The organism is Corynebacterium sp. MSK012, assembly GCF_030232435.1.
GTDB lineage: Bacteria > Actinomycetota > Actinomycetes > Mycobacteriales > Mycobacteriaceae > Corynebacterium > Corynebacterium jeikeium_D.
The window spans coordinates 134,022-160,184 of sequence record NZ_JASPJU010000007.1; the positions used below are offsets into that span (position 1 = coordinate 134,022).

At 56.2% G+C, this 26,163-nt stretch carries 20 protein-coding genes; 9 read left to right on the plus strand and 11 right to left on the minus strand.

All coding sequences use genetic code 11. The annotated features are described in order from the left end of the window. Positions 1-28: 28 nt before the first annotated feature. Positions 29-808, minus strand: coding sequence for a hypothetical protein (locus QP977_RS06265; RefSeq protein ID WP_016422619.1), 780 nt, complete (start codon positions 806-808; stop codon positions 29-31). Between the two features lie 280 nt (positions 809-1,088). On the opposite strand from QP977_RS06265, the gene QP977_RS06270 reads away from it, so the two are divergent. The 5 genes from QP977_RS06270 to QP977_RS06290 all read left to right on the plus strand — a co-directional run bounded on the left by QP977_RS06270 (position 1,089) and on the right by QP977_RS06290 (position 6,938). After that, positions 1,089-1,346: a FeoA family protein gene (locus tag QP977_RS06270; RefSeq protein ID WP_016422620.1), complete on the plus strand. Its 258-nt coding sequence runs from the start codon at positions 1,089-1,091 to the stop codon at positions 1,344-1,346. A gap of 43 nt (positions 1,347-1,389) precedes the next feature. Next, positions 1,390-3,375 (plus strand): ferrous iron transport protein B, encoded by a 1,986-nt coding sequence (gene feoB / locus QP977_RS06275; RefSeq protein ID WP_284847213.1) that lies wholly within the window; start codon positions 1,390-1,392, stop codon positions 3,373-3,375. A gap of 102 nt (positions 3,376-3,477) precedes the next feature. After that, entirely contained in the window at positions 3,478-3,795 is a 318-nt protein-coding gene (locus tag QP977_RS06280; RefSeq protein ID WP_101687554.1) for a FeoC-like transcriptional regulator, read from the plus strand. Between the two features lie 75 nt (positions 3,796-3,870). Then, a complete protein-coding gene (gene hflX / locus QP977_RS06285; protein WP_048733307.1) occupies positions 3,871-5,478 on the plus strand; it encodes a GTPase HflX in 1,608 nt (535 codons plus the stop codon). A 116-nt stretch (positions 5,479-5,594) separates the two neighbouring features. Continuing rightward, positions 5,595-6,938: a uracil-xanthine permease family protein gene (locus tag QP977_RS06290; RefSeq protein ID WP_224433128.1), complete on the plus strand. Its 1,344-nt coding sequence runs from the start codon at positions 5,595-5,597 to the stop codon at positions 6,936-6,938. Between the two features lie 92 nt (positions 6,939-7,030). Here QP977_RS06290 and QP977_RS06295 read toward each other — a convergent pair whose 3' ends face one another. The 5 genes from QP977_RS06295 to lexA form a co-directional block, all read right to left on the minus strand. Continuing rightward, complete coding sequence (locus QP977_RS06295) at positions 7,031-7,303, minus strand: HPr family phosphocarrier protein (RefSeq protein ID WP_016422625.1); 273 nt, start codon at positions 7,301-7,303, stop codon at positions 7,031-7,033. 140 nt (positions 7,304-7,443) lie between these two features. After that, positions 7,444-9,603, minus strand: a complete 2,160-nt coding sequence (locus tag QP977_RS06300) for a PTS fructose transporter subunit IIABC (protein WP_284847214.1) — start codon at positions 9,601-9,603, stop codon at positions 7,444-7,446. Positions 9,604-9,638: 35 nt separating this feature from the next. After that, on the minus strand, positions 9,639-10,610 hold the full coding sequence (locus tag QP977_RS06305; protein WP_016422627.1) for a 1-phosphofructokinase family hexose kinase: 972 nt from the start codon (positions 10,608-10,610) through the stop codon (positions 9,639-9,641). Further along, positions 10,607-11,386, minus strand: coding sequence for a DeoR/GlpR family DNA-binding transcription regulator (locus QP977_RS06310; RefSeq protein WP_016422628.1), 780 nt, complete (start codon positions 11,384-11,386; stop codon positions 10,607-10,609). The genes QP977_RS06305 and QP977_RS06310 overlap by 4 nt, the downstream gene beginning before the upstream one ends. Before the next feature lie 93 nt (positions 11,387-11,479). Next, positions 11,480-12,181, minus strand: a complete 702-nt coding sequence (lexA, locus tag QP977_RS06315) for a transcriptional repressor LexA (RefSeq protein ID WP_016422629.1) — start codon at positions 12,179-12,181, stop codon at positions 11,480-11,482. Between the two features lie 865 nt (positions 12,182-13,046). On the opposite strand from lexA, the gene nrdR reads away from it, so the two are divergent. Then, on the plus strand, positions 13,047-13,529 hold the full coding sequence (nrdR, locus tag QP977_RS06320) for a transcriptional regulator NrdR (protein WP_042388651.1): 483 nt from the start codon (positions 13,047-13,049) through the stop codon (positions 13,527-13,529). Here the strand turns inward: nrdR and hrpA are convergent. The 3 genes from hrpA to QP977_RS06335 form a co-directional block, all read right to left on the minus strand. Further along, complete coding sequence (gene hrpA, locus QP977_RS06325; RefSeq protein WP_284847215.1) at positions 13,526-17,581, minus strand: ATP-dependent RNA helicase HrpA; 4,056 nt, start codon at positions 17,579-17,581, stop codon at positions 13,526-13,528. The two genes, nrdR and hrpA, sit on opposite strands and share 4 nt — an antisense overlap. Before the next feature lie 94 nt (positions 17,582-17,675). Next, complete coding sequence (gene trhO / locus QP977_RS06330; protein WP_016422632.1) at positions 17,676-18,608, minus strand: oxygen-dependent tRNA uridine(34) hydroxylase TrhO; 933 nt, start codon at positions 18,606-18,608, stop codon at positions 17,676-17,678. A 61-nt stretch (positions 18,609-18,669) separates the two neighbouring features. Further along, complete coding sequence (locus tag QP977_RS06335; RefSeq protein ID WP_016422633.1) at positions 18,670-20,172, minus strand: DUF1846 domain-containing protein; 1,503 nt, start codon at positions 20,170-20,172, stop codon at positions 18,670-18,672. A gap of 216 nt (positions 20,173-20,388) precedes the next feature. On the opposite strand from QP977_RS06335, the gene QP977_RS06340 reads away from it, so the two are divergent. Together QP977_RS06340 and QP977_RS06345 are read left to right on the plus strand one after the other, a co-directional pair. Beyond that, positions 20,389-22,491 (plus strand): neutral/alkaline non-lysosomal ceramidase N-terminal domain-containing protein, encoded by a 2,103-nt coding sequence (locus QP977_RS06340; RefSeq protein ID WP_016422634.1) that lies wholly within the window; start codon positions 20,389-20,391, stop codon positions 22,489-22,491. A gap of 142 nt (positions 22,492-22,633) precedes the next feature. After that, positions 22,634-23,851, plus strand: coding sequence for a hypothetical protein (locus tag QP977_RS06345; protein ID WP_016422635.1), 1,218 nt, complete (start codon positions 22,634-22,636; stop codon positions 23,849-23,851). A 127-nt stretch (positions 23,852-23,978) separates the two neighbouring features. Here the strand turns inward: QP977_RS06345 and ahpD are convergent, their stop codons facing one another. Both ahpD and QP977_RS06355 read right to left on the minus strand, forming a co-directional pair. After that, the gene (gene ahpD / locus QP977_RS06350; protein ID WP_284847217.1) at positions 23,979-24,503 is read right to left on the minus strand and encodes an alkylhydroperoxidase, AhpD family; all 525 of its coding nucleotides are present in this window, start codon (positions 24,501-24,503) and stop codon (positions 23,979-23,981) included. A gap of 5 nt (positions 24,504-24,508) precedes the next feature. Further along, positions 24,509-25,105: a peroxiredoxin gene (locus tag QP977_RS06355; protein ID WP_016422637.1), complete on the minus strand. Its 597-nt coding sequence runs from the start codon at positions 25,103-25,105 to the stop codon at positions 24,509-24,511. 105 nt (positions 25,106-25,210) lie between these two features. On the opposite strand from QP977_RS06355, the gene QP977_RS06360 reads away from it, so the two are divergent. Beyond that, positions 25,211-26,143 carry a hydrogen peroxide-inducible genes activator gene (locus QP977_RS06360; protein ID WP_049193018.1) on the plus strand — a complete coding sequence of 311 codons (933 nt, stop codon included), beginning with the start codon at positions 25,211-25,213 and terminating at the stop codon, positions 26,141-26,143. The last annotated feature ends 20 nt before the right edge of the window (positions 26,144-26,163 follow it).

The window sequence follows — 26,163 nt, forward strand, 5'->3', positions numbered from 1 at the left end:
GTAGTGGAAGCGGTGGGGAGTTAGCGGACTAGTGTCCGCCGCAGCCACCGTCGCCACAACCACAGCCGCCATCGCCACAGCCGCCTCCGCAACCTTGAGGCGGAATGATCTCACCGGTCAGTGAGAAAGTGCCGGAGACGACCATACCTGGCTGGGGAGCTTCGTCGCCGCCGGGGACAAGTACGTCCATGGGGGTCGGAAGAGCAAGGTTGAGCACCCAGAACTTCTTGCCGGTCAGCTCATTGACATGCTTGCGGGAGTTATTGATAACACCAGCCAGTTTGACGGTTGCGCTAGGCGATGCCTTGCCGACCTGATCTCCGACAATTGCCTTAGCACCTTCGAAGTCCAATGTTGTCGGGGTTGCCCCAGTGCGCTTTTCGTACTCCTCAGCGGATGCGTCGAGGGTGAAATCAGTTGCCAGAGCTGATAGCGCGACATGCTCAAAAGTCTGAGTTCCGGCATCAACAATCATTGGCCCCTGTGACAGCAGGCAGGTAGCGACCTCGATGACCTTGTCAAAGTTATCCGAGGAGGGATCATCCTCGACGATTTCCACGAGCGCCAAGACATCGTCCACGCTGGATACATGGGCAGTGACGGTCGGGCTGCCCGCGAAGCCGGCGTAGGTAGAAAATGGTTCAACACCCAGGATGTGCAGACGCGCACCAGAGGAATCTTCGAAACGGACCAGCTGGCCACCGCGGACCTCGCCGATGACCGACAGATTGTCACTGGCAATCGCGGCTTCCATCGCGTCTCGCCAGCTGGGGTAGTCCATGCCAATGCTTCGCAAGTCAGTAGTCATACTTTTCGATGATACTTCCCATATCTTCATCTGCGAACTAACGAATCGCACGTGAGCACATTGTGCTCTGGGGTACCTAGAACCATTCCTCCACGCCGCGGCAACTATTCGGATGGGACTAACAATTCTGCCACGCTAAATAGGCAAATATTAAGTGTGGCATAAATAACTTTCCTTAGGTGTGCCCGGTTTATTCCATTTAGGCATGCCTAAGAGTAAGCTCATCTCCGTAAACACGATTTGCTTAGCTTAATTCTTATCTATATAAGCGAGGTTTCTCATGCTCGGATTGCGGTCTCGAAAACAGTCGGATGACATTCAGTCGCTTGCCGACGTCCCGGTGGGGGTAACCGTCACTCTGGGAGCGTCGCATGTGGATGAGCGCCTGTGCCGCAGGCTTTCGCAACTGGGGCTTCGCCCTGGAATGAGTGTCACTGTGGGACGGAGCACCAGCGGCGGTGGGCGAATCGTCCATGCTGGCGCAACGCGCTACGCCATCGATGCCAGCACGCTGCACAAGATGTCCGTCGTGGGTTAGGTCCCCTACATCTCTTTTCTCACCTCCCTCCTGAAAGTAAACAATGACAACACCTACGGATTCCTCAACGCGAAAATTCGCATCCACGCCCAGCTGCCATGCATGCAGTGGCGGAGCACCAGCAAAGGATGGTGCACCTGTTGTCGCAGTAGTCGGCGCACCGAACTCCGGTAAGTCAACACTGTTCAATAGTTTGACTGGTGCGAAAGCGCAGATGGGCAATTGGCCTGGTACGACCGTAGAGGTCAGCCGCGGCGCGTGGAAGACCGATGCCGCTGAGTACGATGTCATCGATTTCCCGGGTGCCTACTCGCTGGATGCCATGAGTCCGGACGAAGAGCTCACTCGCGAGATGCTCATCGAGAAACCGGAAGAAGAACGCCCGGATCTCGTCGTTGTCGTTGTCGACGCCACGGCACTGGGCCGTGGTCTCTACATGGCCGCGGAATTGGCGGAACAGCCCCAGCGCATCGTTCTGGCTCTGACCAAACTAGATGTTGCCAAGGCCAAGGGCATCGATGTGAATCCGGACGCATTGCAGTCAGCTATGGGGATGCCGGTGGTGGCGCTGGATCCCCGTCGTAAAGCGGGAATGGCGCGGTTGGCCGACGCGGTAGCAGCGGCTCTGGACGGATGTAGTTCGGTGTCGTCACCGATTCGCCAGGTCGATGGTGAATCGATTGAACGCCGGGACGACGCACGCTTTGCCGCGATTGATGCGGCGGTTGCGGCATCTACGGGCGGGGTGGAAGATCGCCAGACTTTCTCCGACCGCATTGATAACGTGGTTCTTCACCCGGTGCTCGGACCGATTGTGTTCCTGGCAGTTATGTGGGCAGTCTTCCAAATCACGACGACGGTAGCAGCACCGTTGCAGGACGGTTTGGAAACCCTTATTACCGGTAATTTCGCAGATTTGGTTACCCGTGGATTAGAAGCGGTGGGATGGGGCCATCCGATTGTCACCGGGCTGCTTGTAAACGGCATCATCGGTGGTGTCGGCATGGTGCTGACCTTCGTTCCGCTAATGGCACTCATGTTCCTGTGCCTCGCAGTACTCGAGGATTCAGGGTATATGGCGCGTGCAGCCGTGGTGGCGGACCGTGTCATGCGTGCAATTGGTCTTCCGGGTAAGGCATTTATTCCGCTCATCGTCGGCTTTGGCTGTAATGTGCCAGCAATCTCGGCAACACGTGTGCTGAGTAATCCGCGCCACCGCATTTTGACGGCTCTACTGGTTCCGTTTACCTCCTGCTCGGCGCGCCTGACCGTGTATGTCATGTTGGGTGCGGTGTTCTTTCCGGAACACGCGGGCACAGTCGTCTTCGCTATGTACGTGATCTCGATTCTGCTGATCGTTCTGACCGGCCTTGCACTGCGTAAGACCCTGTGGCGCACCATGCCGTCGGAACCGCTGGTCATTGACCTGCCAACCTACCAGCTTCCGACCGCACGGCTGGCACTATCTGTGATGTGGATGCGTCTGAAGGGATTCCTGCAGACCGCTAGTGGAATCATCGTCAGCACCGTCATCGTCGTATGGCTACTGATGTCTATTCCGGTTGTCTCCGGGCACTCCTTTGCCGATGAAGACCTGGCACCGCAGGACTCCGCATACGGTGCAGTCAGCGAAACTATTGCTCCTGTGTTTAACCCGGCAGGATTCGGTACATGGTCTCTGACAGGTCCGTTGGTGACGGGCTTTGTGGCCAAGGAAGCCGTCATTTCTACCTGGGCACAGACCTATGCAGTGGAGGACGTCACCGACTCCAATTCGAGCGAACAGGCCTCCAGCCCGCTCGCGGAGAATATTCGACGTGACTTTGACAATGCATCCGATGGACACGGATTGGCAGCAGTCTGGGCCTATATGATCTTCCTGCTGGCTTACACACCGTGCGTGGCTACGCTCGCGGCACAACGTCGAGAGATCGGCGTGAAGTGGACGGGCTTCGGTTTGCTAGCGCAGCTGGTCGTTGCATGGGCACTGGCCGTGATTGTTTTCCAAGGGTTGAAGCTGTTCCTGTAAAGCCTCGTTGATTCCTAGTAGCTTCGGCAAAGCTACTAAGTCACACTTGCGAACTAGAAATCAGATCCAACAAGAATCGCGATACGGAAAGGAGCTATCGCCGTGGGACTCTTTAGAGCCAGGAAGAATACGACGGTTACTCGTCGGCCTTCAGAAGCCGTTCAGGATGCAATTGCGCAGGGCATTAGCTCCCGACGCAAGATTTGCGAAATCACTGGCCTGCAGCGAGCAACGGTAGACCTCATCCTTGACCGCATGGAACACACCGGCCAACTGCGCCGGGAATCCCTCGGTGGCATGTGCCCAGGCGGAGGTTGTTCCAACTGTGGAATGTCCGACAGTGGTACGTGTGCTGGTGGTAGTTCTAAGAGTGGTCCGGTCGCACTGGTTCTGACACGCAGGCCACCTTCTGCAGCCTAAGTCTTGAGCTTCGGCTCGGTATTCTCCGCACACAATGCGGAGAATTTGGCTTGTCATGCGACAATAGCAGCTAGTATGACGAATTTTTCCAACAACTTTGATGAGGTCAGCGACGAAACGTCGCAGCAAGCTCGCACCTCGCACGAGATGGACGATTTTTTCATCGACGCTAACGATGCTGGCGAAAACGCCGATAGTGCCTCCGGGGATGCGTTCGCAACGGACGTCGGCACGCAAAGGGAACCTACCGTCGGTGATTTGGATCTGGAGGCGCGTTCCTCTCTGCGCCGGCTGACCAGGTCAGTAGCACATACTGAGTCTGAAGAAGTGATGGTCGAGTACCGTCAGCTCCGACTGGAACGCGTGGTGCTGCTCGGTGTCTGGACATCCGGGACCCTTCAGGAAGCTGAAGTGGCGATGGAGGAGCTCGCCGCACTGGCAGAGACTGCAGGTTCGGAAGTTTTAGAGATGGTGCTGCAGCGCCGCGATAAGCCGGACCCTGGTACTTACGTGGGATCTGGCAAGCTCAACGAGCTTCGCGATATTGTCGCCTCTACCGGCGCAGATACAGTTATTTGCGACGGTGAACTGTCTCCCGGTCAATTGGTGGCGCTGGAGGATCGCCTTGACGCCAAGGTTATTGACCGCACCATGCTGATTCTGGATATCTTTGCTCAGCACGCGAAGTCCAAGGAGGGCAAGGCGCAGGTCTCGCTGGCACAAATGCAGTACCTGTACACGCGTCTGCGCGGCTGGGGCGGCAACCTATCGCGTCAGGCTGGTGGTCGCGCGGGCTCCAACGGCGGCGTGGGTCTGCGTGGTCCGGGTGAAACTAAGATCGAAACCGATCGTCAGCGCCTACGCCAAGATATGGCGCGAATCCGCAAGGAATTAGCTGGCATGAAGACTGCGCGTGAGATTAAACGCGCACGTCGTAAGGCTGGACACCTGCCGCGCGTGGCAATTGTCGGCTACACCAACGCGGGTAAATCTTCGTTGCTCAACGCACTGACAGGCGCTGGTGTGCTGGTGGAAGACGCGCTGTTTGCAACGCTGGATCCGACGACTCGTCGCACCAAGCTTCGCGACGGTCGCACGGTGATTATGACCGATACGGTCGGATTTGTTCGCCACTTGCCGACGCAGCTCATTGAAGCTTTTCGCTCGACCTTGGAAGAGGTGCTCGAAGCCGACGTCATCATGCACGTCGTAGACTCCTCTGACCCATTCCCGCTGGAGCAGATTAAGGCTGTCAACAAAGTCATCAACGAAATCGCGGAGGAAGAAAAGGCCGAGATTCCGCCCGAGCTGTTGGTAGTCAACAAGGTGGACAAGGCCGATGGCATTACCCTGGCGCAACTGCGCCACCAGCTCGATGATGCGGTCTTTGTCTCTGCGCGAACGGGTGAGGGGATTGGTGAACTGGAGACCCGACTCGAGCTTGCTCTCAATGAGTTGGAGTCTCACGTCCATATGTTGATTCCCTATGACAAGGGCAATATTGTCTCCACGCTCCACGAAGATGCGACTGTGCTGTCGGAAACATGGACGGAGCAAGGCACCCAGATGGATGTGCGTTTGCCCACTAGCCTCGCGGATGAACTGTCGGCATACCGCATCGAACCTGCAGCGGATCCTCACTTCACGGCGGATGCGAATGAGGATAGTAGCAACGACGCCTAGTCGGAATAGGGAGAGCGGAGTTGGAATAGGGAGAGCGACAAAGAGCTCCGGCAGTCCTGGGTTTAATGCGGTATCCGTGGCGTGATCTGCGGTGGGCATCCACTAGCATTACAACCATGAATTCTACTTCTGACGCGGAGACCCAACAGGGAACCTCCGCAAATCCGCCTGCTGAAAACGCCGAACGTGGCCGTCTTTTCGGTTGGGATATTCACGGTGACGGTCGAAAGATTGCACCGGGAGCCGTGGTGGCTCCCAACGAACGCCTCGATTGGCCTCGTACAATTGGCATTGGCGCACAGCACGTCATTGCTATGTTTGGTGCAACTCTTCTGGTGCCGCTGTTGACTGGTTTCCCAGTCAATACCACACTGCTGTTCTCGGGTATCGGCACGATTGTCTTCCTGCTAATCACCCGAAACCGCTTGCCCTCTTACCTGGGCTCGTCGTTTGCCTTCATCGCACCACTGACCGCGACACAGGCGCAGGGTATTGGTGTTCAGCTCGGTGTCGTGCTCTGCGCCGGCATCGCGCTCATGCTCGTTGGCTGCGTTGTAAAGTTCGCCGGCAAGCGTGTCCTCGATGCAGTGATGCCACCTGCAGTAACCGGTGCCATCGTCGCTCTCATCGGACTTAACCTGGCGCCTGCCGCCACGGAGAACTTCGCCACTCAGCCGTTGGTCGCATTTGTCACGATGGCATCCATTGTCTTCGCAACCGTCGCTGGCCGCGGTATGGTCAGCCGTCTGGGTGTCCTTATCGGCGTACTAATCGGCTGGGTCTTCGCCGCTGCCACTGGAAATCTCTCGCCCGAGGCTACAGAAACTGTCGGCAATGCCGCCTGGATTGGTCTGCCCGCATTCCACGCGCCGGAGTTCCACTTCAATGCGATGCTGATTGGTCTGCCCGTCATCGTAGTACTCATCGCAGAGAATGTCGGTCACGTCAAGGCTGTTGCTGCCATGACCGGCCGAAACCTCGATGACATCGCTGGCGATGCTCTTATTGCAGACGGTCTAGCCACCACCATCGCCGGTTCAGCTGGTGGTTCTGGTACCACTACCTACGCTGAAAATATCGGTGTTATGGCCGCTACCCGTGTCTATTCGACCGCAGCTTACTGGGTGGCAGCTTTCACCGCCATTGCACTGGCTTTCATTCCAAAGTTCGGCGCACTCATCTTGACCATTCCTACCGGCGTGCTCGGTGGGGCAACGATGGTGCTCTACGGCCTGATCGGTTTGCTCGGTGTGCGCATCTGGATGGACGAAAAGGTCGACTTCAACAACCCGGTTAATCTCACCGCTGCCGCCACCGCGCTGATCGCGGGTATCGGTAACCTCACCCTCGACATTGGTTCGCTGACGCTGGAGGGTATTGCTTGGGGGTCGGTCGGCATTATTATCGGCTATCCAATTTTGAACTGGCTCTACAATCGCATCGGCGAGAACCGCTCGTAGGCCACCCGTCCAGGGCAGAATCTCGCACGAATGCTTAACGACGGACCCCGTGACCGTTGCCACGATGTTTCGTCGTTAAGCTCTTTTGCTTTTTAATCGCTCAGGTCTTGGGCGATGAGTTCGGCGATTTTCTCTACCGCAACCGCGTTACTACTGGTCACAGTGACTTCATCGCCGAATTCGGCACCGAGTGCCATGAGCATCAACGAGGATGAAGCATCGGCCGGTTCGTTGTCGGGCTCGTCTGAGTCAAGGAGCTCGACCAGAATTTCTTCCTGAAAACGGGAGGCACGCTCAGCGATGACCGTTGCAGGGCGGGCATGAATACCCACCTTGGAGCCGACGTGGACATGTTGAGTAACCATGCGAGCGGCATCCTGCCTTTCTGCTTCTCGATTTCCTCGATGCCATTTCTGAGCTTAATAGGTTGCCCGGATGGGTTGGGGAATGTTTGCTGAAAATCGTAGAAATGCTCGTTGGGATAAACCAGCCGGTGCGGTAAAAACTACGCTTCCGCTGAAACGTCTGCTTCTAGGTTTTGATTATCGGTGCTGACTTGCCGCGGCCACAGGCTTTTAGCTGCCACAACGAGAATTGCTGCCACTATGCTGCCCAAGACGATTGCAGTAAGCCATGCGACAGGGTTGTCGATTGCAAACAGCACAAAAATACCTCCGTGCGGAACACGTGTGGCCGCACCCAAAGCCATTGAGGTGCCACCGGTGACGGCACCGCCAATCACAATCGACGGAATCACACGTAGCGGATCTGCGGCGGCGAAGGGAATTACTCCCTCTGAAATGAAGGCCGCACCGAGCACCCAGCCCGCTTTGCCGTTTTGACGCTCCGCCGAACTGAACAGCTTTGGTCGGAGCACAACTGCCAGAGATGTAGCCAATGGAGGTACCATGCCCGCCGCCATCACAGCGGCCATGACCTTCCATGATGCGGGATCTGCTGAGGCGATGTTTGCGACGGCAAAAAGATAAGCAGCCTTGTTGATCATTCCGCCCATATCCACGCACATCATTGCGCCGAGAAGACCACCGAACAGGAACGCCGCCGTCGTATCCAGTGATTGCAGCCACTGCTGCAGAGCCGTCATCAGCCACGCCAGCGGCATCCCGAGCAGCAGGTACATGGTGAGCCCAACGGACATAGCGCCGAGCATAGGAATCACGACAACCGGCATCAGCGGTCGCAGCCAGTCCGGGACTTTCATCCTCAACAGTAGGGCTACAACTAGTCCCGCCAGGATGCCTGTCACCAGGCCCCCAAGGAAGCCGGCGCCAACCGTGACCGCGATGGCACCGCCAATAAAGCCTGGTGCAATGCCGGCTCTGCCAGCCATGCCAAAGGCGATATAAGCACTCATTACAGCCACAATGACCTGCATGCCGTGGTTGCCAATGGCAAAAAGCGCCGAGCCGAGATACAGCCACAGCCCACTACGATCAATTAGCACGGTGCTGAGATCTTCTGTCGGCACAGCAATCGGGGCATCGAGTCCGATAATCTCCGGCAGCCGCAAATCCCTAGTCACGGCGTCAGCTACTACACCAACCTGATGACCGCCGACGAGGAATCCCAGCGCAATCAACAACCCCGATGCGGCCACGAACGGCACCATATAGCTGACACCGGTCATAATGGCATCACGAACCCAGTGTCCGAAGGCTTTGTCACCGCCTAACGATGATTTATGTGCCCCCACCTTCGTAGTTGCTTGTACCCTCTCAGATGAAGGGTCTGCGCCTGTAGTACCGGTTTGCGAACCGGCCTCCTTGTCGTGGTCATCCTTAGGTTGCGGCGCCTTTCGGTCGTAGGCGCGAACCCGTGATTGTTCTGCTTTTGCCTTCGCTTGTTTAATAACCGCAGTAGGTTCATTGACTGCCTTACGAATTGGCACTTTGACCTGTGGTTTATCGCTGAAGCGCTTAAGCCCCGTAACCCCAATATCGGCTGCGATTACTAGCACGTCGGCCCGGACAATTGCCTCTGCGGGGGCTTCCTGGGTTCCTGCCGAGCCCTGCGTCTCTACAGTTAGTGTGACATCAGACATGCTTTCTGCCGCGCCAGTAAGCGCTTCGGCTGCCAAATAAGTGTGTGCGATGCCCGTGGGGCAGGCCGTGATGGCGACGATATTGGTCTTCGCCGGAGGTTTTTTCGCTTTCCGACGAGGCGCTTTGGTGACGTGCTCGCTAATGATCCGGGCAGTCTCTTCATCGCTTTCAGCACCGCGAAGAGCTGCGCGAAACCCCTTATCGCGAAGTGCTTTTGCGAGTGCGGCCAGAATATCGACGTGGACATCGCTGTTACTAGATGGGACACCAATGAAAAAGAGCAGGTCCGCCGGCCCATCTGGTGTGGTGAATTCTGTAGCGCTGGTTAAGCGGGCAAACATCAGGGTCGGCTTCGACCAGTCCTCATGGCGGCAGTGGGGGATGGCTATCCCTCCCGACAGACCTGTCGGGGCCTTCTCTTCGCGTTCGAGGGCTGCTGCGACGATGCCGTTGCTGTCGGTGGCGCGGCCGGTCTCTACAGCTTTAGCGATGAGATAGTTAAGGATCTTCTCCTTTTGCGGACCGATATCTAGGTCAAGGAACACTGTCGACTCATCGGCTAGGTCTGATGCAATAGCGGAAAAATCTGCCGAAGAAGACATGGTTTTCTAATGCTCCTTATCTAGGCATCGAAAAGCTAAGTGTCGAGCTGCCATAACCGGCCGGCCTCGGGGTGAACCTGTTCTGGATAGGGGATGGTCGTACCGGGAAGACTGGTTGCCGCCGCCCCATAAGCTACGGCGGTGGTTAGTGCATCTTGGTAGCTATCACCGCGTTCGCGGGACATAACGTAGCCGGCCAAAGCACAGTCTCCAGCACCGACCGTCGACTGAGCGACTATCGAGGGGGAGGTAGCAGCGAAACAACCGCCTGACTTCACTGAAAGCACCGCCCCTGCTTCGCCGAGAGTGGCCAGGACTTCGGAAACGCCAAGCTCGTTCAGCGCACGAGCAGCCTGCGCTACGGGAAGATAGTTCCCTTCGGCTGCAGCGGCCTCAAGTTCTTCGCCGTCCTGATCAATGATTTGACCAAGTTCGTAGGCGTTCGGCTTCATCAAAAAAGGTCGCACCTTTGGAAATGCGCGAACGACCTCAGTCAGTGGGCCGTCGCTCGTATCCATAGCAACACGAATATTCGGGTTGACCGAATACACCGCCTCGGTGCATTGAACGTAAAAATCCCTGGGGACACCAGGGGGCAATGAACCTGCGAAAACTACCCACGTGGCGTGTTTAGCATGGTGGATAAGTTTCTCCAGGACACGCCTACGGTGCGCTTTCGTCAATGTCATGCCAGGGGAATTGAGCTTGGTGGTCGTCCCATCTGGCTCTGCGAGTGTGAGATTAACGCGGGCTTCGTTAGTCGTGTTGATGGCTTCATGGGGTATGCCAGAGACTTCCAACAGGCGCGTGAATTTTCCGGAGTCCGATGCCGGGTAGAGCGCGAGCGTCTTTTCTCCGGCGTAGTGCAACGCCTTGGACACATTAATTCCCTTGCCACCAGCCATGTCCTCAGCCATTGGTAGGCGGAACACGCCACCTCGCTTGAGCTCCGTATCGAGTCGAGCAAGTCGATCGATTGACGGATTTACAGTCAAGGTCAGGATCATGAAGCAACCACAACCTCGACACCTTGCTCCCTGAGATCGTTGACGAACTGTTCCGGGGCAGAGGAATCTGTAATCACGACGTCGATATCTTCCAATGCTGCAAAGCTGACGAGAAAGTCGCGGCCAAGTTTCGTCGAGTCCGCCATAACGATGACCTTGCGCGCATTCGTAATCATCGCGCGCTTTACCGCCGCTTCCTGCGGATCAGCAGTAGAAAGACCGTGGTCAATTGTCAAGGCATTAGAACCAATGAAAGCGACATCGGCACGCATAACCGCGAGAGTGCGGAGTGCCGTATCGCCAGCAACCGCCTGAGTAATGACGCGAACTTGGCCGCCAAGGAGTTGAAGCTCAATGCGGTTCGATCCTGCGAGTGTGATGGCGTTGGGAAGAGAGTTTGTGACAACCGACCAACGGCGGTTATCAGGGGAGTGGACCATCAGCTCTGCAAGAGCCTCGGTGGTAGTTCCAGCATCGAGAAAAATTCCACCACCAGAGTCAGGCAGAAAATCCGCAGCACAGCGGGCAATAGAGAGCTTCGCGTCCTTTTGCGCGTTCTTTCGAGCGGCAACTGAAAACTCAACAGTCTGAAAAGAACGAGTAGCCACAGCGCCACCGTGTACGCGGTGAACTGCGCCCTCTGCATCCAACTGAGCTAGGTCACGGCGAATCGTCTCTGCTGTGACATCGAAAGCTTCCGCAAGATCAGCGACCGTCACGCGCCCTTCGACTGCTGTCAAAGACGCAATCTTCCGGCGGCGTTCCTCTGCGTACATTCCCCGCTCCTTAGCTGTTAAGAAATTTCAGCTTTACTATCTGTTCCCAGTATGCCCGTTTATGTCTGTTTCGGGCAACGAAAATGTGGGAAATTAGAGGCTGCGTAGGACGCTGACAATCTTGCCGAGGATTTTGGCGTGCTCCGCGGGGAGTGGGTCAAAGGCGCGATTATGGGGCATGAGCCACTTGCCAGCAGCGTCTTCGTGCCATTCCTTGACTGTTGCTTCATCTTCAAACAGGGCTGCAACGAAATCTCCCTGTTCGACCACGTCTTGGGAACGGACTACCACCCAGTCTCCGTCGAGAATGCCCGCGTCAACCATGGAATCACCCACGACCTTGAGTAGGTATAGCTGACCAGAGCCCGTAATCTCCATCGGAAGTGCCATGTGACTTTCCACATGCTGCTCCGCCAAAATAGGGTTGCCAGCCGCAATCTGTCCAACGATAGGAACGAAGATTGGCTCTGGCATGTCCTCTGGCATCTCGGGAGTTTGGGTGGTGCCAGTAGCCTTTGGCCCAGGCTTTACCGGAGTGAAAGTGCCAGCGGAGGACTTCGAATCCCTTACGTTTACCGCGCGGGGTTTGTGTGGGTCGCGGCGGAGAAAGCCCTTCTTCTCCAACTCCTTGAGTTGGTATGCCACCGACGAGGTGGAATTCAAGCCCACAGCATCCCCAATTTCTCGAATGCTCGGTGGGTATCCGCGAAGTACGACGGCATCCGAAATGACGTCAAGAATCCGACGCTGCCGATCGGTGAGTGTTTTAGGGTTCGCTTTCTTCTTTTGAGCCATGGAACATCCCTTCTCAAACTCTTTCGAATGAATCATAACTCAAAACTGTTCGAATCGTCGAGCATCGAACACTGTGCGCCCTTGAATTCTTTAGAAAACGTGTACATTATCCGTGCTCGGAGGCGGTGATGATGTCGAAAATCGAAAATAAATCCGGATAGCAGTAGACAATATTCGAACATGGTGTTATAAATCGAACATGACAAGTTACTCGAACAGTCGTTTGATGAAAGGGTCTAGACGGATTCTCCGCATCCGCCCTTGGACATAGTCTCCACAGCGTCGGGAAACGGTCGTACAACTCTTATTCTCTCCAGGCCGGCAACGGTGGGAGAGTCAACGTTGGAAAGGGAGAAAACATGATGTCTACGGTTTCAACCGCACTTGGTGTTAGCAGCACATCTGATATTGACTTTTCTCAAGTTTCCGAGCTCCCTGCTCGGACGACACGGAAAGCTCCGTTGGTGTGGGGTGAACGTAGTGCGTCTTGCACACAGCACATCGTTCGGCCCGGTCAGCGTGCACGTATTGCACAGCGCAATCGAAATGGGGCTTCATCGGCGCGAATGCGGAGGGACAGGTCGCGGCCCAGTCATGTCTCGGTCAACTACGGGCGTCCGTCTCTATCCGTTAGCAGGGCGCAGCAGTCCAATCGTAGTGATGTATCCGCAGGCACTAACCTGACTCGCCTGATGGCGGTATGGGCTCTAGGGCTTGGTGCTTTCTTCGGAGTTTTCGGCAGCATGGTCTTTGAACAGGGACAAAGTGAGGCGGTCGAAAGCACCTTTACGTCTACGTACGCTTCCTACTCCGCGCAATAATCATTCCAGTTTCCGGTGTTGGGGTGGGACGTAGACTGGAGACCGTGTATTGCCAGTTTTGTCATCATGATCAGACACGAGTCTTGGACTCACGGTTGATAGATAACGGTATGGGGATTCGTCGCCGAAGGGAATGCCTGAATTGCGGCAAACGTTTTTCTACGATTGAACGCTCGCAGCTGATGGTCGTTAAACGGGATGGAATCCCTGAGGAATTCAACCGCGAAAAGGTTATCCAGGGTGTTCGACGTGCGTGCCAGGGGCGCGAAGTATCAGAGTCTCAGCTGAAGAAACTTGCACAAAAAGTGGAGGAGAGCCTCCGCGAGAAAGGCACGCCCCGGGTGGACTCAAACGATATCGGCCTTGCCATCCTTGAGCCGCTCAAAGAACTGGACGAAGTTGGCTATCTCCGCTTCGCTTCGGTGTACAAGTCCTTTTCCTCCGCGGACGATTTCGCGCAAGAGATTGCCAGCATGCGCAAGGGGAAAGGACCGCAGGCTAATGGCAACGAGGTTAAAAAGAACTAACGCAGTTTATCCACACGTTTCTTTACTCGGGTCAGGGATACGCTCTGGGCGGTACCCAAGCGTTGTGCGAAAAGGCTGACGCGCAGCTCTTGGATGAGCCACTGAATATCCCGTACTTCCGCGGAATTCGAACGTGCCTTAGGTAGCTGCTTAAGCTTTGCCGCCAAGTATTCGCGGGCCTCAGTCACCTCATCCTCACGTTCAGCATCACGGTCCGGGTCACGGTTCATTTCCTCAAATCGAATCTCCATTGCTTGGAGATAACGCGGCAAATGGCGTAGGTGCTGCCAACCGTGCCTTGCCACAGCGCCCTTAGGGAACATGAACGCCAGCTGGCGACGCATATCGTCGATGGCATCGCCTTCCCACTTGTTTAGCTGATTCACCACCGAGACATAACGGGGCATTGCCTGGGCAACGCCGACGACCAATTGACGTACCTCTGAGGCAACACCAGAACGAACGTGTTCGAGTAGCTTGTCGAATTCCTTCGGATCGCGGACGGGGCCACCGGCAGCCATCATACGGTCGCGGATCACGGCGACACGGCAGTCCTCGACAAGTCCATCGGCGCCCCCATGTGGCCATGCGTCCACGCCAACACGTTGTTGGAGTGGAAGCCCCTTAGTCATTTGTGCACCATTTACTGGGCACTCCCGCAGTAGCATTGTCAGATTTGTGGTCGCCAACGTCGCCTCTGCCTGCGCCTTAGTTGGTTTGACCTCGATGGCCACGCCATCCTTAGTGGTCACCAGCGTCGGATACATGGTGACGGACTGACCGTCGACAGTACTTTTGACCGTTTCTGAGACGGCGCCCAAGTTGTCTGAAGTCCACTTTTTCACAGCTTCGCGAGCTGCAGACTTCGAACGTTTCGACACAGCCGTTGAGACGGTCGTGGCATGCTTGTCTCGAAGCCCAGCAAGATCCCGGCTCTGATCGACGATCTTTCCATGGCGGTCTACCACTGCGTAGTTAAAGCGCAAGTGTGCTGGCAGCTTCGAAGGCGCAAAGTCTGCACCATTGATGCCCGAGCCTCCGAGTCGTCGTAAAGCATCGGCAAAAACATCGACGAAACGGCCTGAGTACGGAGTCATCGTCTCCAGCGCGCGGCGTGCGAAATCCGGTGCGGGGACAACGGACTTGCGCATTGCCTTCGGCAGAGTGCGAATGTAGGCTTCTGCGAGCTCAGCGCGAAGACCTGGCACCTGCCAGTCGAAGCCATCTTCACGCAAACCCGCAAGAAGAGGCACGGGGACACGGAGAGTCACACCGTCATCAGGGGCGCCCGGTTCGAATTTATAGGACAGTGAGAAATCGACCGAGCCCTGCTGCCACATTTCGGGGAAGGCATTGTCATCGATGTCGCCGGCTTCGGGGTTGAGAAGCTTATTGGGATCAAAGTCCAGTAGATTCGGCTGTTTGGGCTTAGTTTTCTTCCACCAGCGGTCAAAATTGGCGGCCGTGGTGATAGAGGCGGGCAGCTTGGAGTCGTAGAACGCGTAGAGCACGTCGTCATCGACGACAATGCCGCGCGAACGCTGCTTTTCCTCGATCTTCTCGGCCTCGGCCAGTTTGTCTTGGTTGTTCTTGAAGAACTCGTGATGTGTGTTCCACTCGCCGTCGACAAGCGCAGAGCGAATGAAGATCGAGCGGGCGGCATCGGCATCGACTCGGTGATATGGCACCAGGCGATCAACCACCACAGGCACGCCGTAGAGCGTCGACTTCTGGTAAGCCATCGCTGCACCGCGTTTAGTCGACCAGTGAGGCTCTGAGTACTGGTGCTTGAGCAGATGAGGGGCTACCTTCTCTACCCACTGTGGCTGAATCGTGCCTACGTTGCGCGCAAAAGTGCGCGAGGTCTCGACGATTTCCGCAGCCATCACCCAGCGAGGCGGCTTCTTTGCCAACGCGGACGAGGGGTGAATGAGGAACTTCGTGTTTCGGGTGCCAGTAAATTCCTTGCCCTCGCCCTCGCGCGTACCAATCATCGATAACAGACCCGGTAACAGCGACTTTGCCACCTCGTCGGGATCGTCGACACCACTGGTTGAGCTGCGGGCCGAAAGACTCCAGCCCAGCTCAGCCGTTGCCTGGTGGAGTTGACGCACCAAGTCCTGCCACTCCCGAACGCGCAAATAGTGGAGGTACTCGCGCTTGCACATCTTGCGGAACTGGTTACCGCTAAGCTCGCGGCGCTTTTCCTCCAGGTATTGCCAAAGCTTCAGCAGGGAGTTGAAGTCGCTGGTGGTGTCCTTAAAACGGGCATGTAGCTGATCTGCCTGAGCTTGGCACTCCAGCGGACGTTCGCGGACATCCTGCAAAGACAACGCGGCGACAATGACGGTCACAGCCCCAAGAGTGGTGTTTTCGTACCCTTCGACCAGCATGCGGGCAAGGCGCGGGTCGACAGGTATACGGGCAATCTGTCGGCCGATGTCCGTCAGTTCGGGGGCGTCGGCACTGGAGCCGGAGCCAGATTCACGGCCTCTCCCAGACCCCGACGTTGTGGTAATAGCCTGAAGCTCTGTGAGGAGGTTAATGCCATCGCGCACTGCCTTCTGCTCTGGTGGCTGGACAAAGGGGAAGGCCTCAATCGCGCCAAGCCGCAGCGAAATCATTTGCAGTACAACCGAAGCGAGATTGGTGCGCAGAATCTCCGGATCCGTAAACTCGGGGCGCGAGAGAAAATCCTCCTCGCTGTAGAGACGAATCGCCACGCCATCAGCTACACGACCACAGCGTCCAGAGCGCTGATTCGCGGATGCCTGGCTGATGTCCTCGACTGGTAGACGTTGGACCTTCGTGCGGGTGGAGTAGCGGGAAATGCGTGCGGTACCAGTATCGACGACGTACTCGATACCCGGTACTGTCAGCGACGTTTCCGCAATGTTGGTCGCCAGCACAATGCGACGCCCGGAATGCGGGGTGAAGATCCGATGCTGCTCTGCATTAGATAGCCGTCCGAATAGTGGAACGGCTTCTACCCCCTTCCAGTGCTTGCCCTCGATGGCCTCGGCTGCTTCTCGGATCTCGCGCTCACCCGAAAAGAACACCAGGATATCGCCATCGCCAAGCCGCATGAGCTCCTCGCACGCAGCGATAACACCATCGATCTGCTCAATGGCGACTTCCTTTTCTTGCCCATTTTTCGCAACAACAGTCCGCACCAGAGGGCGATAGCGGATTTCTACCGGGTAGGTGCGCCCTGACACCTCGATGATGGGCGCAGGGTGCTCGTCGTCAGGCGCGAAATGACGGGCGAACCGTTCCGGATCAATCGTCGCCGAAGTGATAATGATCTTCAGATCTGGGCGCTGCGGCAGAATATGCTTTAAATATCCCAGCAGGAAGTCGATGTTGAGGCTGCGTTCGTGCGCCTCGTCGATGATGATGGTGTCGTACTCACGTAGCAGGCGGTCGCGGCCAATTTCGGCCAGCAGAATACCGTCGGTCATCAGTTTGATGCAGGTATCCTTGCCGACACGGTCATCGAAACGCACCGCATAGCCGACGTGCTGACCAATCTTTTCGCCCAGCTCATGAGCAATTCGCTCCGCCACCGAACGCGCCGCAATACGACGGGGCTGCGTATGGCCAATCTTGCCGCGTACGCCCCGTCCCAGTTCGAGGCATATCTTCGGAATCTGCGTAGTCTTACCAGAACCAGTCTCACCAGCAATAATGACGACCTGATTGTTCTCAATCGCCTCTGCAATGTCGTCGCGGCGCGCGGACACCGGCAACTGGGCAGGGTAGGTGATGCGAGGAATCGCTTTACGACGATCTTCTAACCGCTCCAGCGCAAAGTCGAGGTCTGCAGAGATTGCAGACAGCGCCTTCGGCGCGGATGCTCGCTTTAGCCGGCGTCGGAAGGACTGAGCCTCCCGAATCGGCAATTGATCAGCGAGCTGGTAGAGCTCCTTTTTACGCGTGTCCTTAGCAGGTTTGCCAGAGCGCTGTGGCCTGGCGGAATTGCGGTGGCCGGAGTGGTGGTTTCCCGACTGGGCACGTGGAGCTGGTTTATCAGAACGGCTAGGAGTACTCATGGTTGCCTACTAGATTAGCCGCGTCTGGGGAGACAACCCACATCTGTGCTGATTAAGAGGTGCTCGAGATAGTCCGATGGCAGCAGGGAGCGTCCTACTTTGCGGCTGCTAGCTCTTCGGCAACTTCCTTGCAGTCCTCGCGCCCACAGTGCTGTGTCTCGGTGTGCTCCCAGCAATCATCGCAAATAAGCACCTGACGACGGCAGGTATCTTCGTTGATGCAGTTCTGGAAGGTGTTTGTGGGCTTGCCGCAGTGGACGCAGTGCCCGAGCTGTACGTAGTCCTCGTCTTCGATGCCATCGCCAAACTCCATATGCATGCGCTTGTCGAAGACATATAGGGAGCCTTCCCACAGCCCCTTATTGCCAAACTTTTCGCCGTAGCGCACAATACCGCCGTCGATTTGGTAGACCTCTTCGAAACCGCGGTTCTTCATAAGTGCGGAGAGGATCTCGCAGCGGATGCCGCCGGTGCAGTAGGAGATAACCGGCTTGTCCTTCATCCAGTCGTACTTACCGGATTCCAGTTCGTCGATGAAGTCGTGCGTGGTCTTTACGTCCGGGACGACAGCGTTTTTAAACTTGCCAATCTCGGCTTCCATTGCGTTGCGGCCATCGAAGAAGATGACATCGTCGCCGCGTTCCTCGACCAGTTTATTGACCTCTTCCGGCTTCAAATGTGTGCCGCCGCCAATGACACCATCGACATCGACTTTCAGCTCACCCGGAGCACCGAAAGCGACGATTTCGTCGCGAACCCTGACGGAGAGTTTTGGAAAGTCATCAGCGCCGCCTTCGCTCCACTTGAACTGCATGGAGTGAAAAGCGGGGTACTGCTTGGTTTTCTTGATGTACTTCTTGCAGGCATCGAGATCACCGCCGACGGTGCCATTGATGCCGTGCTCGGACACCAGAATGCGGCCCTTGAGCCCTAACGACTCGCAAAGATCGCGCTGCCATAGCATGATGGCACGCGGATCGGACAGTGGGGCGAACTGGTAGTACAGAAGAATCTTGCTGATGCTCACGGGGACTATTCTAGTCTGCTCTCTCAGTTATCCTATTTTCGGCGTGAGCTGCTGGTATGGCTTAGTGCTTCTGATAGAGAGCCTTCTTCTGGTACTTAGGCTCCGAAGTCACTAGCACACCGAGGTTGCGGAAAATTGTTTCGTCCACGCTGCCCAGAATGGTGGTGGTGTGGACATCGCAGTTTCGAAGGTTCTTCAGCTCGGCGAGGGCTGCGCGGGCATCGTCGCTGGTGGCCGCCGACACGGAAAGGGCGATAAGAACCTCGTCGGTATGTAAGCGGGGGTTGCGGCTGCCCAGGTGATGCGTCTTAAGCGTTTGAATTGGCTCAATGGCAGCTGGGGAGAGCAAGTGCAAGTCCGGGTCGATATTGGCGAGCTTCTTGAGAGCGTTGAGGAGCATTGCTGCTGAGCATCCGAGTAGTTCAGAAGTCTTGCCCGTGATGATTGTGCCGTCGTGCAATTCGATTGCGCTACCCGGTGCCCCGGTAGATTTCTCAACTTCAAGTGCTGGTGCGACGACTCGGCGGGCGGCTGTCGACACGTTGGCCTTGCTCATAATCATGGCAATGCGCTGTGAGACTTCGTCGTCTGCGCTGTTCTTGTGTTCGTCGACAAGAGCCTTGTAGTAACGGCGAACGATTTCCTGGTTGGATGCCTCTCGGCACACTTCGTCATCGTCGATACAGTAACCGGCCATATTGACGCCCATGTCGGTCGGTGACTTGTACGGCGACTCGCCCGCGAGCTTCTCCAACAGAGTGCGCAGCAGTGGGAAGACCTCGACATCACGGTTATAGCTGGTGACCTTGGTGTCATAGGCGGCCAAATGAAAAGGGTCGATGAGATTGATGTCATCGAGATCAGCTGTTGCCGCCTCGTAGGCCAGATTTACCGGGTGTTCGAGTGCCAGGTTCCAGATAGGGAAGGTCTCAAACTTTGCGTAACCGGAACGAATTCCGTGTTTGTGATCGTGATAAATCTGCGATAGACAGGTCGCCAGCTTTCCAGAGCCCGGGCCCGGCGCTGTAACAACGACCAAGTCCCGCGACGTTTGCGCCCATTCATTCAGCCCGAAGCCGGCTTCACTGACAATTTTCTCCGTGTTTGTCGGGTAGCCCTCGATATTGCGATGGCGGATTACGCTCAATCCGAGTCGCTGCAGGCGCTCAATGAAGTTCTTTGCCAGGGTGTTGTCGTCGGAAAGCTGCGTGACGACGACGCTGTCGACTAGAAACCCGCGTTCACGAAAGACATCGACGAGGCGCAGCACATCGTCTTCGTAAGTGATGTCGAGGTCAGCGCGGACCTTGTGGCGCTCCAAATCCTTGGCATTGATGCACACCATGATTTCCAGATCGTCTTTGAGGCGATCGAGCATAGCGATTTTATTGTCAGGCGTGAAGCCGGGGAGCACGCGCGAGGCATGCATGTCATCAAATAGCTTGCCGCCCATTTCGAGATAGAGCTTGCCGCCTTCACCTGCGATGTCTGCGCGCCGCTTCTTAATATGAGCGGATTGCATTTCGATGTACTTTTCGCGGTTAAAACCGACAGCCTGAGCCATGGTGCCCTTTCTGAAGTTGTGTCTGCGAGGAGCGCGCTAAAGCTTGCGAAATTCTACTGTGTCCATGGTAGTGATACTGCCTTGCGAATGTCGTATCGGTTACTGCTGTCGCGGGGGGAATTTTGGGAACTTTGGCTTATTAGGCCACGCGTAGGGGATTGTCTGATTAAAGTCCAACATATTGATATTCAAAAAGAAATATGAAGAGGATGTGACATGCTCGATCCCCAGATGGCATCATCGTCGAATTCGGCAGAACCAACCGCACGCGCCCCGTACCAAGTGGGCAGGCGAGGCTTCCTCGTCGGAGCAACTGCCGTGTCAGCTGCGAGTATGATGCCTGCCGTAAATGGTGCATCAAAGGCAAACGCCGCTCCTGCAAACGGGGCTTCTGCCGCCGCGGGGAATTCGACCACCACTTTGAATGTCGGTCGAGGAATGGCTGACATGACAGGCGAGCCACTCGGCGCTGGCATGAACGGGTATGCGGTCATGGACCAGACCACCTCGGGTCTGCGTCTTCGCCAGATGGCGCGTGCATTCATCTTCGGTGATGACAACGACAACCGTGTCGTCCACGTCACCGCAGATATGGGGCTCATGTTCCAGTCCATCCAGATGGAAGTTCTGCGGCGACTGCGAGCTCTCTTCGGAGACCTCTACCACGAGGGCAACGTGCTTATCTGCGCATCTCATACGCATGTCGCGCCGGGTGGTACATCGGGCCATCTTATGGTCGACCTGACTACTCTCGGTTTCCGTCCCGTCACTTTCGAAGCTGTGGTCGTCGGTGTGGTCAAGGCTATTGAACGTGCACACGCTGATTACCAGCCGTCGACTATCCACCTGACCAAGGGGATTGCCAAGGATGCGGGTGTTAACCGCTCCCTGGAGGCATTCAGGCGTAACCCCGAGGAAGAACAGCGTCTTTTCCCCGACGGAGTCAACCCGGAAAGCCATACACTGCACGTGAGTCGCGGTGGTCGCGAAGTCGGATTCATTAACTGGTATGGAATTCATCCGACCACCTTCGGCCCCGAGCACACCATCATCGACGGCGACAACAAGGGCTATGCAGCATGGAAGGTTGAGGTCGACCGCGGGGTTACCCACCGTGAGCCGGCCGATGCCCCCTTTGTCGCCGCATTTACCATGTCGTGCCCGGGTGACATCAGCCCGAACATGGGGCTCGTGCCAAATTCGGGTCCCGGCAACGGAGACGAAGCAGAGTCCGCCCGCATTCTCGGTCAGCGTCAGATTGACGCTACCCAGGGTCAGACCATTGCACTGCCAGGAGGCGGAATCTCTACCGTCCACAAGTGGGTCAACCTCGGCGATGTCGACATTGACGGCCAATTCACGCCCGACGGCCAGCCGCACCGCACTGGACCTGCAATCCTCGGTGCGGCCTTCGCAGCCAGTAGCCAGGAGGACGGCGGCGGCGAACCAGCCCTAGGTTTCAACGAGGGCCAGCGTGGAGGCACACCGTGGGTACGTCAGCTCAATAACGTCGTACTCCCGAAAAATATCGGGGAGATTCAGGGCGAGAAAGAATGCCTGCTGCCAGTGGGCTACATCGATGGTCTTCTCCAGCAGACCCACATGTTCTCCATCACCCGCATCGGTGGCTTCACCTTGATTACCAACGGCCTTGAACCCACCACGATGTCGGGTTACCGCATGCGTCAGCACGTCGCCGATGTCCTCGGCGTTCCAATCGACACTGTCATCTGCCAGGGCTACACCAACAGCTATGGACACTACGTCGTTACCCCAGAGGAATACGATCAGCAGGACTACGAGGGCGGCGCAACGGCTTTCGGCAAGTACACGCTCAGTGCGATGATCTCCATCTATCACGATCTCGCCCACGCGCTTGCCGACGGCATGGCTGTCGACCCGGGCAGTGCTGCAGGTGATCTCACTGGCATCATCCCGCCGTCGCCAGCAGGAGGAAAGACTATCGATTCCGTACCAATGGGCAAGAATTTTGGTGACGTGCTCGAATCGACTGCAAGCGTCACGGTAGGGCAGCAGGCCGTTGCCCAATTCGTCGCGGCAAATCCGAATAACGACTTGCGACTGGAAGACGGCTACCTACTCATCAAGAATGACCGCGGTGAGATCGTTTCTGACGACTGGGACCAGGCAACTGTCATTGAATTTGCCAAGGACGGTAATTACACCACCGCCAAGGTCACTTGGGAGACCGGAGGAGTCGCGCCGGGCAAGTATGACATCATCGTGCGTGGTAGCGCGTTGGGTGCCGGTGATTCGCTGAACGAGTTCGAGGGAGTCGCCGCGGTGGAGCTCGTGTAAGAACGTCCAATTAAATACGTCCATGCGCACAATGTGACTTATACTTCGGCCTTTAAAAACTCATCAAGGGCTTGTCTCACGTATAGTCCGTTGTGCGCGTTATTTGTATGTATCCGTCAATTTGGCAGGAGCAATTTGCTTCATGAATACCTCAAACGATCCATATAGCAACAACGATTCTTACGGTGACGGCAGCCGGGACAATGAGTCCAATAACTATGACTCCCAGAGTCACGGTTTTCCCAACAATGGTTCGCAGGACTACAACCCTTACGGGTTCGATTCGGACGCACAACATGGCCCGCGTGGACCAGAGGATTCGCCACAGTGGAATCAGACTTACGGCCGTGAACAGGCTTATGGCGAAATTCCTTCTTATGGAACTGGCGAGTCGCGCGATAGTTACGGCGGGCAACCCTATGGTGCGGACTCGAGCTACTGGCAGCACCAGTCCAGCGGGGCTTCTGCAGCCGGTGCACTTGCTCCCGGAGTCAACATGCCAGGTGGCGATGAGCCGCCGGTGAAGCCTGTGGCACAGGGGCCGACGAAGGTCGACATTGGAAGTGCCTTTTCCGCGGCGTTTCGTAGTCTAAACAGCAATTTTGCTTCCTGGCTTGGCATCATGCTGACGTTCTTCGCCGTACTAGTCGCACTGATTGTTGGCGCAGCGGCAATTCTCTTTGCGACTGGTGACTTCGATCCGGACTTTGAGCCGAACTATCCAGGCGATGTTCCGTTTGAGGATCTAGGGTCAATGTTCGCGACTCTCGGCGCGATGGCACTCCTATTTGCCGTGGGCATGTTCGCGATGCAGGCATTTATGCTGCGCGGTGCATTCGAAGCTGTCGACGGCCGAGTGCCGAGCTACGGTACTTTCTTCCGTGTAAACCGGTGGGGATCTCTTATCGGTGCCTACATTGTCACGTTCCTGGTGGGGCTGCTCGCCATGCTTCCGGGGATGGTGCTCTTCATCGCTGGAGTATCCCTGTCTGCCAACGGCAGTGAAGCTGCAGCTGCGATGATTCCCATCGGCTACCTGTTGGTACTTGTGCTGTCCATCTTCATCATGCCAATCACAGCGACTATGCCGCTTCTTGTTTTTGATGGTCGAGCAACAGCACTTGAGGCTCCGGTCGTCGCATGGCGCTTGGTGAAGCCTCAGTATTGGACGATGCTCGTTGCATTCATTCTGACGTCAATTGTTTCTTCCGCAGGTGCAATGCTCTTCTATATCGGTATGTTGTACACAGTCCCGCTTGCTCTCCTCGTGCAAGTACATATCTACCGTCAGCTCATCGGTGGCCGTCGAGTAGTTAATGAAGCCCAGGAGAATCCGGGTTATTACCCGCCACAGCAGTAGCCAAAAACGTACAAGAAAAAGCGCCCAAGGAACCGATAAAAATTGGTTCCTCGGGCGCTATTTCGTCAGCAGGTAATCCTGCGGGGGAGCGTTCGGCTATCAAAAGCCGAACCTAAGCTCTGAATATTTAGCGGGTAGCCTCAGCGAAGACAGCCTGTGCAACACCAGAGACGGTGCCTGCAATCTTCACAGCTTCCCAGACCTGCTCCTTGGTCAGACCAGCATCGCGGACGACCTTTGCGTGAGAAGTCACGCAAGCTTCACAGCCGTTGATGGCAGAAACTGCCAGAGACCACAGCTCGAAGTCTTCCTTCTCGACACCCGGATTGGAGATGATGTTCATGCGCAGGCCGAACTTGACCTGTGCGTAGTCATCACCGAGCATGTGGCGAGTGCGGTAAGCAACGTTGTTCATGCCCATAACGGTGGCCGCACCAAGCGCAGACTCGAAAGCCTCGTCAGACAGGTGCTCCTCGGCTTCCTCAGCGATCTCGGAGAAAACGGTCTCGTTGCGGGTGGCAGCAGCGGATGCAAGCAGGGTACCCCACAGCTGCTGCTCGGAGAGTTCCGTAGAACGGGTGAGAGTGCCAAGGTTCAGCTTCATGTCCTTGGCGTACTCCGGTAGACCGGAACGAAGGTTATCGATGCTCATATGAGTTACTTCAGCTCCTGCTTCAGAACGTCCATCTTGTCGATGTTCTTGGTCGGGTCATTCTTCTGCCAGTTACATGCGCAGACCTCTTCAGACTGAAGAGCGTCGAGAACACGCAGAACCTCGTCAACGTTACGACCGACAGCGTCCGGGGTAACGGAGACGAACTGAATGATGCCGTCCGGGTCAATGATGAAGGTTGCGCGGTCTGCAACACCGTCAGCGTTCTCGACGCCGAGTGCACGCATCAGGTCATGGCGGATGTCGGAGAACATCGGGAACGGGATGTCCAGCAGTTCCTCGTGGGTTGCACGCCAGTTGAAGTGGGAGAACTCGTTGTCGCCAGAGCCACCGAGAATAACGGTGTCACGGTCCTCGAATTCCTCATTCAGCTTGCCGAATGCAGCAATCTCAGTCGGGCAGACAAAGGTGAAGTCCTTCGGGTAGAAGAAGACGACCTTCCACTTACCCTCGTAGGACTCATTGGTTACCTGCTCGAAGTAGTCATCCGGAGAAGAAGCGTTTGCATCACGCAGGTTGCCGCCCTTCAGAGCGGTCAGAGAAAACTCGGGGAACTTGTCGCCAACAGTCAAAATTGCCATGGAATCCTCCTGAATGTATTCCTTTTGGGGTCACACACCATTATGCCTATGGATTCCCGAACCGTCAAGAGGAAAAAGTTAATAAGCTCGTGTAGGCTTATAGGTATGCGTAATAGAGATTATCGGCCCACTTTGCCTCAGTTACGTGCCTTTGTCGCGATTGCCGATACCGGTCACTTCGGTCAAGCCGCTGCCCGCCTCGGCATTTCACAGCCCAGCCTGTCACAAGCGCTTTCCACCCTTGAGCAGGGACTGGGGGTGCAGCTTGTAGAGCGTTCGACTCGCCGAGTGCTGGTGACGCCACTCGGTCGCGGTCTGATTCCATATGCCCGCCAAGCATCTGAAATTGTTGACGAGATCGTTGCTCGCGCCTCTGGCCGTACAGATGATTTGTCCGGACCACTATCCATTGGTGTTATCCCTACGGTTGCTCCATACGTGCTGCCCAACTTCCTCCAGTTGGTTCGTGACGAGCTGCCAGATCTAAAGCCTAGGATCGTCGAAGAGCCGACCGAGCGCCTCATCGAATCACTTCGCTCCGGCACCATTGATGCAGCCATCATGGCACTGCCGTCCGATGTGCCTTCCTTTGAAGAGATCTACCTCTACGACGAAGAGTTCTACATCGTCGTGCCAGAGGATCATCCGCTGGCAGGTAAGGAAGAGGTAAAGCTTGAGGCAATCAGAGACTTGGACTTGCTTCTGCTTGACGACGGTCATTGCCTGCGCGACCAAGTGTTGGATATTTGTCGCAAGGTCGATGCTGTTCACGGCGAGACCTCCAGCTTGGAAACACGGGCGGCTTCTCTATCGACCGTCGTGCAGTGTGTTGCCGGTGGGTTGGGGCAGTCGCTTGTACCGGAATCGGCTGTCAAGATTGAGGCCGACCGTCCCGGCCTGGCTGTTGCGCGATTCGAAGGTCCGGCACGGCCGGGACGCACCATTGGGCTGGTTCACCGCGCATCATCGGTACGCGGCGGCGAGTTCAATCGAATTGCTGAACTGGTACGGCAGGCCTACATAGACGCTGTTGCCTAAAGCTCTCTTGGCGCATGCCG

What these genes read in the sequence shown, in the direction of transcription:
- QP977_RS06345 (WP_016422635.1), top strand. Translation starts at nt 22,634, where the DNA reads ATGAATACCTCAAACGATCCATATAGCAACAACGATTCTTACGGTGAC.
- QP977_RS06300 (WP_284847214.1), bottom strand. Translation starts at nt 9,603, where the DNA reads ATGTCTTCTTCGGCAGATTTTTCCGCTATTGCATCAGACCTAGCCGAT.
- QP977_RS06310 (WP_016422628.1), bottom strand. Translation starts at nt 11,386, where the DNA reads ATGTACGCAGAGGAACGCCGCCGGAAGATTGCGTCTTTGACAGCAGTC.
- hflX (WP_048733307.1), top strand. Translation starts at nt 3,871, where the DNA reads ATGACGAATTTTTCCAACAACTTTGATGAGGTCAGCGACGAAACGTCG.
- QP977_RS06360 (WP_049193018.1), top strand. Translation starts at nt 25,211, where the DNA reads ATGCGTAATAGAGATTATCGGCCCACTTTGCCTCAGTTACGTGCCTTT.
- QP977_RS06270 (WP_016422620.1), top strand. Translation starts at nt 1,089, where the DNA reads ATGCTCGGATTGCGGTCTCGAAAACAGTCGGATGACATTCAGTCGCTT.
- hrpA (WP_284847215.1), bottom strand. Translation starts at nt 17,581, where the DNA reads ATGAGTACTCCTAGCCGTTCTGATAAACCAGCTCCACGTGCCCAGTCG.
- QP977_RS06290 (WP_224433128.1), top strand. Translation starts at nt 5,595, where the DNA reads ATGAATTCTACTTCTGACGCGGAGACCCAACAGGGAACCTCCGCAAAT.
- QP977_RS06335 (WP_016422633.1), bottom strand. Translation starts at nt 20,172, where the DNA reads ATGGCTCAGGCTGTCGGTTTTAACCGCGAAAAGTACATCGAAATGCAA.
- QP977_RS06265 (WP_016422619.1), bottom strand. Translation starts at nt 808, where the DNA reads ATGACTACTGACTTGCGAAGCATTGGCATGGACTACCCCAGCTGGCGA.
- QP977_RS06355 (WP_016422637.1), bottom strand. Translation starts at nt 25,105, where the DNA reads ATGGCAATTTTGACTGTTGGCGACAAGTTCCCCGAGTTTTCTCTGACC.
- QP977_RS06295 (WP_016422625.1), bottom strand. Translation starts at nt 7,303, where the DNA reads ATGGTTACTCAACATGTCCACGTCGGCTCCAAGGTGGGTATTCATGCC.
- QP977_RS06340 (WP_016422634.1), top strand. Translation starts at nt 20,389, where the DNA reads ATGCTCGATCCCCAGATGGCATCATCGTCGAATTCGGCAGAACCAACC.
- QP977_RS06305 (WP_016422627.1), bottom strand. Translation starts at nt 10,610, where the DNA reads ATGATCCTGACCTTGACTGTAAATCCGTCAATCGATCGACTTGCTCGA.
- lexA (WP_016422629.1), bottom strand. Translation starts at nt 12,181, where the DNA reads ATGGCTCAAAAGAAGAAAGCGAACCCTAAAACACTCACCGATCGGCAG.
- ahpD (WP_284847217.1), bottom strand. Translation starts at nt 24,503, where the DNA reads ATGAGCATCGATAACCTTCGTTCCGGTCTACCGGAGTACGCCAAGGAC.
- feoB (WP_284847213.1), top strand. Translation starts at nt 1,390, where the DNA reads ATGACAACACCTACGGATTCCTCAACGCGAAAATTCGCATCCACGCCC.